13 protein-coding genes are annotated in these 9864 nt (G+C 67.3%); 5 read left to right on the top strand and 8 right to left on the bottom strand.

Annotation, left to right across the window (positions count from 1 at the left end):
- On the top strand, positions 1 to 340 hold a 340-nt coding region (locus DCO49_RS05715), incomplete at its 5' end, for an SPOR domain-containing protein (protein WP_207776462.1).
- Between the two features lie 129 nt (positions 341 to 469).
- Here DCO49_RS05715 and DCO49_RS05710 read toward each other — a convergent pair.
- Both DCO49_RS05710 and DCO49_RS05705 read right to left on the bottom strand, forming a co-directional pair.
- Positions 470 to 1222 carry an SDR family NAD(P)-dependent oxidoreductase gene (locus DCO49_RS05710; RefSeq protein WP_116863197.1) on the bottom strand — a complete coding sequence of 251 codons (753 nt, stop codon included), beginning with the start codon at positions 1220 to 1222 and terminating at the stop codon, positions 470 to 472.
- Between the two features lie 150 nt (positions 1223 to 1372).
- On the bottom strand, positions 1373 to 1876 hold the full coding sequence (locus tag DCO49_RS05705) for a hypothetical protein (RefSeq protein WP_116863196.1): 504 nt from the start codon (positions 1874 to 1876) through the stop codon (positions 1373 to 1375).
- 84 nt (positions 1877 to 1960) lie between these two features.
- Between DCO49_RS05705 and DCO49_RS05700 the strand changes: the two genes are divergently transcribed.
- Positions 1961 to 2428, top strand: coding sequence for a DUF1456 family protein (locus tag DCO49_RS05700; protein WP_079224971.1), 468 nt, complete (start codon positions 1961 to 1963; stop codon positions 2426 to 2428).
- Here DCO49_RS05700 and DCO49_RS05695 read toward each other — a convergent pair.
- Positions 2397 to 3284, bottom strand: coding sequence for a LysR family transcriptional regulator (locus DCO49_RS05695; protein WP_116863195.1), 888 nt, complete (start codon positions 3282 to 3284; stop codon positions 2397 to 2399). The genes DCO49_RS05700 and DCO49_RS05695 overlap by 32 nt on opposite strands.
- Positions 3285 to 3441: 157 nt before the next feature.
- On the opposite strand from DCO49_RS05695, the gene DCO49_RS05690 reads away from it, so the two are divergent.
- The gene (locus DCO49_RS05690) at positions 3442 to 4590 is read left to right on the top strand and encodes an MFS transporter (protein WP_343126020.1); all 1149 of its coding nucleotides are present in this window, start codon (positions 3442 to 3444) and stop codon (positions 4588 to 4590) included.
- Here DCO49_RS05690 and DCO49_RS05685 read toward each other — a convergent pair.
- Positions 4587 to 5285 (bottom strand): TorF family putative porin, encoded by a 699-nt coding sequence (locus DCO49_RS05685; protein WP_116863193.1) that lies wholly within the window; start codon positions 5283 to 5285, stop codon positions 4587 to 4589. The two genes, DCO49_RS05690 and DCO49_RS05685, sit on opposite strands and share 4 nt — an antisense overlap.
- A 187-nt stretch (positions 5286 to 5472) precedes the next feature.
- Here DCO49_RS05685 and DCO49_RS05680 point away from each other — a divergent pair, with 187 nt between their 5' ends.
- Positions 5473 to 5862 carry a DUF6165 family protein gene (locus DCO49_RS05680; protein ID WP_079224964.1) on the top strand — a complete coding sequence of 130 codons (390 nt, stop codon included), beginning with the start codon at positions 5473 to 5475 and terminating at the stop codon, positions 5860 to 5862.
- Positions 5863 to 5871: 9 nt separating this feature from the next.
- Here the strand turns inward: DCO49_RS05680 and DCO49_RS05675 are convergent, their stop codons facing one another.
- On the bottom strand, positions 5872 to 6549 hold the full coding sequence (locus DCO49_RS05675; protein ID WP_116863192.1) for a response regulator transcription factor: 678 nt from the start codon (positions 6547 to 6549) through the stop codon (positions 5872 to 5874).
- A gap of 189 nt (positions 6550 to 6738) precedes the next feature.
- On the bottom strand, positions 6739 to 7311 hold the full coding sequence (locus DCO49_RS05670; protein WP_116863191.1) for an Ax21 family protein: 573 nt from the start codon (positions 7309 to 7311) through the stop codon (positions 6739 to 6741).
- Positions 7312 to 7597: 286 nt separating this feature from the next.
- On the opposite strand from DCO49_RS05670, the gene DCO49_RS05665 reads away from it, so the two are divergent.
- Positions 7598 to 7957: a DUF1428 domain-containing protein gene (locus DCO49_RS05665; protein WP_108767461.1), complete on the top strand. Its 360-nt coding sequence runs from the start codon at positions 7598 to 7600 to the stop codon at positions 7955 to 7957.
- A 28-nt stretch (positions 7958 to 7985) separates the two neighbouring features.
- On the opposite strand, the gene DCO49_RS05660 is transcribed toward DCO49_RS05665, so the two are convergent.
- Complete coding sequence (locus DCO49_RS05660; protein WP_116863190.1) at positions 7986 to 8666, bottom strand: hypothetical protein; 681 nt, start codon at positions 8664 to 8666, stop codon at positions 7986 to 7988.
- A 106-nt stretch (positions 8667 to 8772) separates the two neighbouring features.
- Entirely contained in the window at positions 8773 to 9690 is a 918-nt protein-coding gene (locus DCO49_RS05655) for a histone (RefSeq protein WP_116863189.1), read from the bottom strand.
- Positions 9691 to 9864: the final 174 nt, after the last annotated feature.

Here is a 9864-nt window from a genome sequence, read left to right as displayed (position 1 = left end):
GGCTTCGACGGCAGCACCGGCGGCCACCAGCACGGCGGCGACCACGCCGGCCCCGCGCGCGGAGGCTGCGCAGGCGGCTGCCGCGGCACCGGCCGCAGCGCCTGACAACACGCGCTACATCCTGCAGGCCGGCGCCTTCGGTGCGTCCGGCGATGCCGAGGCGACCAAGGCAAAGCTGGCGATGATGGGCCTGGCCGCGCGGGTGGAATCGGCGCAGATCAACGGCAAGACCGTGTACCGCGTGCGCATGGGGCCCTACGGTAGTGCCGGCGAGTTGTCCGAAGCCAAGCAGAAGCTGGATGGCACCGGCCTGCAGGCGATGGCGATCAAGGCGCAGTAAGCCGTTGCGGATGTGGATGAAAAAAGCCGGGCATTGCCCGGCTTTTTTGCTTTTGTAGAGTCGAGCCATGCTCGACTGCATTCAACGACAGTCGAGCATGGCTCGACTCTACAAAACGATGCGCCCCGGTCAGCCTTCGCGGGCGACCTGGAAACCGGCGAACGACTGGCTGACCGGCATCAGTTCGAGGCGATTGATGTTCAGGTGCGGCGGCAGCGTGGCAACCCAGAAGATCTGCTCGGCGATGTCTTCGGCGGTCATCGGGTTGGCGCCGGTGTAGAGCTTGTCCGAGGCGGCCTGGTCGCCGTGGGTGCGGACCACGGTGAATTCGGTTTCGGCCATGCCCGGCTCGATCGTGGTCACGCGCACGCCGGTGCCGTGCAGGTCCGAGCGCAGGCCCAGCGAGAACTGGCTGACGAAGGCCTTGGTGCCGCCATAGGCGTTGCCGCCCGGATACGGGTACACGCCGGCCACCGAGGAGATGTTGATGATCGCGCCCTTGCGCTCGACCAGCAGCGGCAGCAGGCGATGGGTCAGGGTCACCAGTGCGGTGATGTTGGTGTCGATCATGGTGGTCCAGTCCGACAGCCTGGCGCTCTGCGCCGGCGCGGTGCCCTGGGCCAGGCCTGCGTTGTTCACCAGCAGGTCGATGTCACCGAAGGCCGGGGGCAGCGCCAGCAGCGCGGCTTCCATCGCCACCGGGTCGCGCACGTCGAACACGGCGGCGTGCACCACGTCCTTGCCATAGCGGTCGACCAGCGGCTGCAGGCGTTCGCCACGACGGCCGGTGGCGATCACTTTCCACCCGGCCTGGGCGAAGCGATGGACGGCGGCGGCGCCGAAGCCGGAGGTGGCGCCGGTAATCAGGACGGTGCGGGTCATGCAGACAACTCCGTGGGGAACCAGACCCCCATTCTGGCACCGTCGGCCGGTGACTGCGTTGCCCGATCAGGCCGGGTTGGCCAGGCTTGGGGGTCAGAGCCCTTTGCCTGCGGCAAAGGGATCCGACCCCGGCACGGGCCCCGCCAGGATTCAGCGCAGGCGGAACACCCGTGCCTTGGGCAGGTCTTCGTCCACCTGCAGGAACCAGCGCCCGGCGATGCCCGGAATCACTTCGATCTGCGGCGCCTGCACGGTCTTGCGCAGCTTCATCTGGCCCTTCATCACCTGCCACTGCTGGCCATTGTCGAGGGTGAAGACGGTGCCCGGCTCCCAGCCGGCGACATCGCCCACCACCCGTGCCGTGACCGGGCCTTCTTCCAGGCCCAGGTGCATGGCGGCCGGGGCCGGCACGTTGGCTGGCAAGGGTGCTGCGGGCACCGCTGCCGCCGGCTGGGCTGCCAGGGCCGCCGATGCTGGCGCTGCGCGTTCCGCCTCGCGCAGCACCCGGTTCAGTGCCTGCAGCTGTGCCGGGCTCAGCCCTACTTCGGCCAGCTGGGCCGCGTTGAGGCGCTGCTCGACCGGCACGAAGCGGTCCTGGGCGGTGGCGGCGAAGCTGCTGGCGACCAGCAGGGCGGACAGAAGGAACCGGCGCATCGGCGAAGTCTCAGCGGAAGTGCGCACACTTTGCTACGACGGGATGACAGTCCGGTGACACACGCCGGGCCGGTACAATGGGCCATGATCAACAACGATGTACTGCGCAGCGTGCGCTACGCGCTGGACCTGGGCGACCACCACGTGGTGACCCTGTGCCAGATGGCCGACCCCGCCTTCGTGGTCGATACCGAGCAGGTCAAGGCCTGGCTGCGGCGCGACGACGAGGCCGGCTTCGAAGCGATGAACGACGGCGCGCTGGCGCACTTCCTGGATGGGCTGATCGTGCACCTGCGGGGTCGCGATGAGAGCCAGCCGCTGCGCGCGGTGGAAACCCGCATCGACAACAATCTGGTGCTGAAGAAGCTGCGCGTGGCCTTCCAGCTGCGCGACGTGGACCTGATGGAGATCTTCGCCAGCGTCGGCTTCAAGGTGTCCAAGTCCGAGCTCGGCGCGCTGTTCCGCCAGCCCGGCCACACCAATTACCGGCGCTGCCTGGACCAGATGCTGCGCAACTTCCTCAAGGGCCTGAGCCTGCGCGTGCGCGGCTGAGCACGGCCTCGACGAAGGCCCGCGCCGCCGGCGTGGGCAGGCGTTGCCAGGCCAGGTGCACGCGCCGGGTCGGGGTGGGCTGCAGCGGTATCCGCACCACCCCCTCGAACCCCTGCGCGATCAGCACAGGCACGATGCCCACCGCCAGGCCATGGCGGACGAAGCGCTCGATCAGCTCCATCTGGTTGACCTCGAAACGCACCTGATGCGGCAGGCCCGCCGCGGCGAATGCATCGTCGGTCTGCCGGCGCGCGCCGGTACCGCGCGCGAAATCCACCAGCGCCTCGTCCTGCAGCAGGGCCAGCGGCAACCGCGCCTGCCCGGACAGCCGATGCGTCGGCGCCACCACCGCCACCAGGTCCTCTTCCTGCAGCATCTGCTGGCAGACACCATCCAGGCTGGCCGACGGTGCCAGCCCGACCAGGGCGACATCCAGTTCGCGCGCCTGCACCTGCGCGATCAGGGTTTCGCTCTTGTCCACGCGCAGCTGGAATTCCACCTGCGGGTAGGCCTGGCGGAAGGTGGCGAGGATGGCCACCACGTCGATGTCGGTGAGCGAGGAGATCTGCCCGATCGCCAGCGTGCCGCGCACCTCGCCGGTCACCGCCGCCACATCGGCTCGCAGGTGGCGCAGGCTGGCCAGCACCTGCCGTGCATGCACCAGCAGCGCCTCGCCGGCCGGCGTGATCCGCACCTGCCGCGGCAGGCGTTCGAACAGCGGCGTACCCAGTTCTGCTTCCAGGTGCGCGATCTGGTGGCTCAGCGCCGACTGCACCACATGGCAGCGCGCGGCCGCACGGGTGAAGTTGCCCTCTTCGACCAGAGCGACGGCGAATTCAAGCTGCTTGAGGTTCATGCGGGCTGCCCCTGGCAACCATCTGAATTTAAGATGCCAAGGATGATGATGATTCATTTCCATCATCAATGCAGCAGGAGGACACTGTGCTCCCCACGTTCTGGAATGCCCTGTGAGCCCTTCCCTCCCCCCTCTGCACCGCTGGCAGGTGCTGCTGATGTCGGTGGCCACCGGCGTGGCGGTGGCCAGCAACTACTACGCGCAGCCGCTGCTGCACACCATCGCCGATGCCTTCGGCGTGCCCTTCGGCCAGATCGGGATGGTGGTGACCGCTGCCCAGCTGAGCTACGCCGCCGGCCTGATCCTGCTGGTGCCGTTGGGTGACCTGTTTGAACGCCGCCGCCTGATCGTGGTGATGAGCCTGCTCTCGGCCGGTGGCCTGGTCATCAGTGCCTGCGCGCCGTCGCTGGCCTGGCTGCTGGTGGGTACGGCCATCACCGGGTTGTTCTCGGTGGTGGCGCAGGTGCTGGTGCCGTTTGCCGCGACCCTGGCCGCGCCAGAACACCGGGGCCGCGTGGTCGGCACGCTGATGAGCGGGCTGCTGCTGGGCATCCTGCTGGCGCGCACCGTGGCCGGCCTGCTGTCCAGCCTGGGCGACTGGCGCCTGGTCTATGCCATCGCCGCTGCCGTGCTGGTGCTGACCGCACTGGCCCTGCAGCGCGGGCTGCCGCGCTTCCACCACACCGCCGGCCTGGGCTATTTCGCCCTGCTGCGCTCGATCGGCACGCTGTTCGTGCAGGAACCGGTGCTGCGCCAGCGCACCCTGCTGGGCGCGTGCAGCTTCGCCATGTTCGCCATCTTCTGGACACCGCTGGCCTTCCTGCTGGCACGGCCGCCGTATGAATACAGCGATGCCACCATCGGGCTGTTCGGGCTGGTGGGTGCCGCTGGCACGCTGGCGGCGGGGCTGGCCGGGCGCATGTCCGACCGTGGCCAGACCGGCCGCGCCACCGCCATCGCGCTGGCGATGCTGCTGCTCTCATGGCTGCCGCTGGGCCTGTCGACGCATTCGCTGCTGGCGCTGCTGGTGGGCGTGGTGGTGCTGGACCTGGCCGCGCAGCTGCTGCACGTGAGCAACCAGAACCTGATCTATGCGCTGCAGCCGGAAGCCCGCAACCGCCTCAACGCCGGCTACATGACCGGCTACTTCATCGGTGGCTCGCTGGGATCGTTGCTGTCGGCGCAGGTCTACCAGCACTTCGGCTGGACCGGCGTGTGCGTGGCCGGCGCGGCGGTAGCCGTGCTGGCCCTGCTCCTGTGGCTGCCTGGCGCGTGGCGTGCGCGCCAGGCAGCGGTGGCCCGCTAGAAACTGCCCTGCAGAGCCAGCTCCCAGCGCCCGCCGGCATTGCCGGGGAACAGCCGGCGCGCGGCATTGTCGGTGTCGTGCACGGTGGCACGCAGTTCCCACGCCGGTGCCAGGGTGGCGATGGCGCTGAGCTGGCCATGCAGGTAGTCCGGGCCCTGGGCGTCGGCCAGCCAGTAGTGGCCGACCGCCGCTTCCAGGCGGAAGCGGTCGTTCAAGGGCAGGCGTCCGCCCAGCTGCGCATAGGTGCCGCGATGCCCACCGGCCAGGGCATCGCTGGAATGGGCCAGCTGCAGCCACGCCCGCTGCTTCCAGCTGAGGGTGGCACCCAGTTCGGTCCAGTCCAGCGCGCGGCCGGTGCCCGGGTACAGGTAGCGGGTGACGTTGGCATCCAGGCTCCAGTCCTGCGCCAGCGCACCGGACCAGCCCGCCACCAGATCGAATTCACTGCGCGCACCGATATCCGGGGTAAACGACACGTTCGATCCCCACACGCTGGCATACAGGCCCGACGGCAGCGCCAGCTTCGCCCCGGCCTGCACCGCCGGGTCGCCCCCGGTCTGCGAGCTGCCGCGCCACACGTAATCGCTGGTCACCGCCATGTTGCCGTTGGCCTGCACCTGCGCCTGCGCGCTGCCGATGCCGAGCACGCCGGCCACCAGTGCGGCCACGGCCGCGCTCATCCCCTTGCTGTCCACTGCGTGGTGTTCCTCGTACAAGGCGGTCGTGCCGCCGGGACGGCAGTGTCGGCGGCGGGGCCGTAACGGATCGATGGCGCAGCGGCAGCGTTCGCGCAAAATCAACGTAAAGCGACCGGGCTCGACGAAAGCGAAGGGGCTCGACGGTTGCCGGGGTATCATGGCGCCCTGTTAAAAGGAGCCCTGCGTGGACGCCATCCTGACCCCGGTATCGATCGGCGAGCTGATCGACAAGATCACCATCCTCGAGATCAAGGCCGAGCGCATCGACGATGCCGCCAAGCTGGCCAATGTACGCACCGAACTGGACGGCCTGCTGCCGTTGCTGCAGCAGCAGCTGCAGGCGCAGCCGGCGCTGGGCGCGCTGCGCACCCAGCTCAAGGCCATCAACGAACGCATGTGGGACATCCAGGACCAGCTGCGCGACAAGGAAGCGGCGCAGGTGTTCGATGATGCGTTCATCCAGCTGGCACGCGGTGTCTACGGCACCAATGGCGAGCGCATCGTGGTGAAGAACGAGATCAACCGCGTGGCCGGCTCGGCGCTGGTGGAAGAAAAGCAGTACCAGGGCGAGTAAGCCCCTGCGTCAGCCGCATTCGAGCAGGTGGCGGATGCGGAACAGCTCGCCATCGCTGTGGATGCCCAGCTTCTGGTAGGCGGCTTTCTTCTGCGTGCTGATGGTGCTGGCCGAGCGCTGGAAGCGGCGCGCCACTTCACCGGTGCTGCAGCCCTGCAGCACCAGCCCCAGCACTTCACGTTCGCGCCGGCTGAGCGGCGTCAGCGTGGGCGCAGGCGCGCGCCGGGTGCGCGAGCGGCTGAGCTGGGTGCGCAGCTCCGGTGGTACGAAGCGGCCACCGCGGGACACCGTATCCAGCGCGCGCAGCAGCATCTCCGGCGACGTCGCCTTGGACAGGAAGCCGCGCGCACCGGCCTGCATGGCCGTGGCCACCGTGCTGGCATTGCAGTGGGCCGACAGCACCAGCACCGGCAGGCGCGGCCAGCGCTGCGTCAGTTCGCGCAGCAGCGCCAGGCCATCGCCGAGGTCGCCCAGCGGCAACGCATCGATCACCAGCAGATCCACCGCGTGCGGGTCCTGCTGCAGCAGCATGAGCAGGGGCGCTTCGTCAGCGAAGCTGGCACAGACCTGCACGCCGCTGTGCTGGCTCAACAGCACTTCCAGGCCCAACCGCAGGACCGGATGCGGATCCATCAACGCCAGCCGGCGCGGCCGATCAGGAAGCAGGGGAGGAAGCGCAGGTGACATTGCGGCGGGTCCTGTTGGACAGGACCTTCATCCTGGGACCGCACCTGCAGCAGCGGAATCCAATTTCTTGCAATGCCGCAAACGACACGGTGCGCAGTCACCTGTCGTTCCGCTTTGTCAGAACGCAACAGGCCCGGCAATGCCGGGCCTGTTGGTGCATCTCCAGCGCGTGGACGCGCCGTGCAGCAGTTACCAGCTGAAGCGCGGACCGACGGTGTATTCCTTGTCGCCGTGGCGGTTCATCTTCAGCTCGCCGTTCAAGCCCCAGTTCTGGTTGAGCTTGACCTGGCCACCCAGGCGGCCGTACCACTGGCCGTCCAGATCCACGCCGTGCTTCTTCGAATAATCTTCGTAACCCACCAGGCCGTAGACTTCGGCGTGCGGACCGAAGGCGGTGCGGACACCGGCTTCAGCGCTATAGCCGTTGAGATCCAGGCCGTGCTTCTGGTCGAACTTCTGGTAGGCGACGCGGGCAACGAAGTCGCTCGACGGTGCGATCTCGACGTTGTAGCCGGCACCGACCTTCCACTGGTCGACCTTGATGTTGGTGTGGTCGACTTCCTGGCGGCTGTACTCACCGAAGGCATGGAAGTTCGGCAGGAAGCCGTAGGAACCCTTGACGCCCCAACCGTCGGCCTTGACGCCATCAACGTCGGTCTTGGCGTAGTCGGCTTCAGCGTAGTTGTAGGACAGGTTCTCGGCGGCCGAGGCAGTGAACGGCAGGGCAGCGGCCAGCGCCAGGGCAATCAGCGAATTCTTCATGGGGGTAAACCTTTTCTTTCTTATGTTGTGCAGCAGCGCCAGGGCGCCATCGCATCGGGAATGTAAATTCTCCGTTATTCGCCACAACGCTCCCTGAAAACAGCGACCTTCGCATTGCTGAATTTTTTGGCTTGATTCAGGCAGCCTCAGGCATACGCGCGCGGTCGCGAACGCAGCTGTGGCGTGATCGCCGCGTATTCACTGCATGGTTGTCGATTTCCCCCACGCCGGTTCGTCGGGTCATTGAAGGCCGCGCATGTGCCACGGCCCACCTCGGAGGCAAGCGATGAGTTACATCGATGGTTTCGTCCTGGCGGTGCCCACTGCCAACAAGGAAAAATTCCTCGCCCACGCGCGCAGCGGCGACGTGGTGTTCATCGAGTACGGTGCCCTGCGCGTGGTCGAGTGCTGGGGCGATGACGTGCCGCACGGCAAGACCACCGACTTCTTCGGCGCGGTGAAGGCCACGCCGGATGAGACGGTGGTGTTCTCCTGGATCGAGTGGCCGGACAAGGCCACCCGCGATGCCGGCATGAAGAAGATGATGGAAGACCCGCGGCTGGATCCGGCACAGAATCCGATGCCGTTCGACGGTGCGCGGATGATCTACGGCGGCTTCGTTCCGATCTACGAACTGACCGCCTGAGTACCGATGGCACGGGCCGGGCGCGCGCTCAGCGCGCGTCCGTGTCCTCACTGCCCGCCGCGTGGCCGGCGCCCAGCGCGGCGCCAGCCCCCAGGCCCAGGCCTCCCATGCCGCCGCCCATGCCACCTCCGCCGCGGCCGCCCTTGGCATCGCCGTCGTTGCGTGCCTTGCCGCTGGCACCACCGCTGCCACTGGGCCGGGTCGGCCCCTGCGGCGGAATGCGCAGATCGGTTGGGATCGGTGCGAGGTCGAGGGCTTCGCGCACGAAGTCACGCAGCGACACCACCAGTTCGTGGGTGTGCACCGGTCGGCCCTGTGCCAGTTCCTCGGCCGCGCGAGCCGCCAAGCGCACCTGTTCGTCGGTGCCCAGCAGCAGGATGTCCGACAGGGCGGCCTCCACGGCATCGCGGATGCGCCGGGCACGGTCCGAGCCGGGCTCGGCGATGCCTTGTTCGGCTTCGCGCTGGCGCAGGTCGCGGCGATGGGTGGGGTCCACGCCCAACTCACCGGTGAACGAACCGCCCAGGGTCTTGTAGGCCGCCATCAGCGTGCGCAGGCGTTCGTTGATCTGCTGGTTCTCGCGCTCGCGGCGCTGCTGCAGGGTCTGCATTACCAGCAGGCGGATGCCCACGCCCAGCAGGGTGATGAGGACCAGGCCGGCCAGGGTGGAGAGCACGCCCTGCCAGGAACTGAAATCGATACCGCGCATGCCCGGGGCTCCAGCGGGAAGAAACTGCATCCTGCCGCAAAGCGCGCCCCTGAAATGCGAAAGGCCCTCCCGCCCGGGGGCGGAAGGGCCTTCTGTCACCGCGCGATTACTTGCGCTTGGCGGCCTTGCGCACGGCCTTGGCCGGAGTCTTCTTGGCAGCGGCCTTCTTGGCGACGACCTTCTTGGCCGGTGCCTTCTTGGCGGCAACCTTCTTCAGCGGCGCAGCCTTCTTGGCCACGGCCTTCTTGGCGACGGCGACCTTCTTGCCGACAACCTTCCTGGCAGCGGCGGTCTTCCTGGTGGCAACCTTCTTGGTGGCTGCAACCTTCTTGCCGACGACCTTCCTGGCAGCGGCGGTCTTCTTGGTGGCGACCTTCTTGGTGGCGGCAACCTTCTTGCCGACAACCTTCTTCGCAGCCACAGCCTTCTTGCCGGCAACCTTCTTGCCGGCAACCTTCTTGGCGGCAACGGTCTTCTTGGCCACGGCCTTCTTGGCGGTGGCGACCTTCTTGCCGACTACCTTCTTGGCGGCCGCGGTCTTCTTGGCAACGGTCTTCTTGGCGACGGCAGCCTTCTTGGTGGCGGCCTTCTTCACGGTGGCGACCTTCTTGCCGGCAGCCTTGGTGGCGGCCTTGGTGGTCTTCTTGGCCGCAGCAGCCTTCTTGGTCACAGCCTTGCCGGCAGCAGCCTTCTTCTTGGCCACTTCCTTCTTCAGGGCAGCGGCTTCGGCCTTGGCGTTCTTCTTGGCCGTTTCCAGCTTCTGCTTCGCCTTGGCGACGGTCTTACCGACGGACTTGGCAGCCTTCTCGGCCTTCTTGGCAACGGTCTTCTCGACCTTGGCCACGGCCTTCTTGGCCTTGGCAACGCGGGTACCGGCAGCCTTGGTGGCGCGCTTGACGGTCTTCTCGACCGACTTCACGGCGTCTTCGGCGGCGTGGGCGATGGTCTCGCCAACGTTGGCGGCGGTTTCTTTAACGTTCTCGACGGCGTCGGTCACGACCGACACACCATTACCGTTGCTCATGTTGCCCTCCTGGGGGCCTGGATTGTCAAAACGGGGCGATGCTATACCGACATTGTCCATCGTGGAACGGGGCGCACATATTCAATCGCACCGGATGCGACGGACCTGGTGTAGGCGAACACCAGCGCCGGACCGAGCTGCATTCAGAAAACCCCTTTATTTAAGTGCTACGCG

The organism is Stenotrophomonas sp. SPM, from assembly GCF_003105135.1.
Lineage (GTDB): Bacteria > Pseudomonadota > Gammaproteobacteria > Xanthomonadales > Xanthomonadaceae > Stenotrophomonas.
The sequence above is the reverse complement of the archived record's forward strand: the minus strand, read 5'-3'. Positions and strand labels throughout refer to the sequence as shown.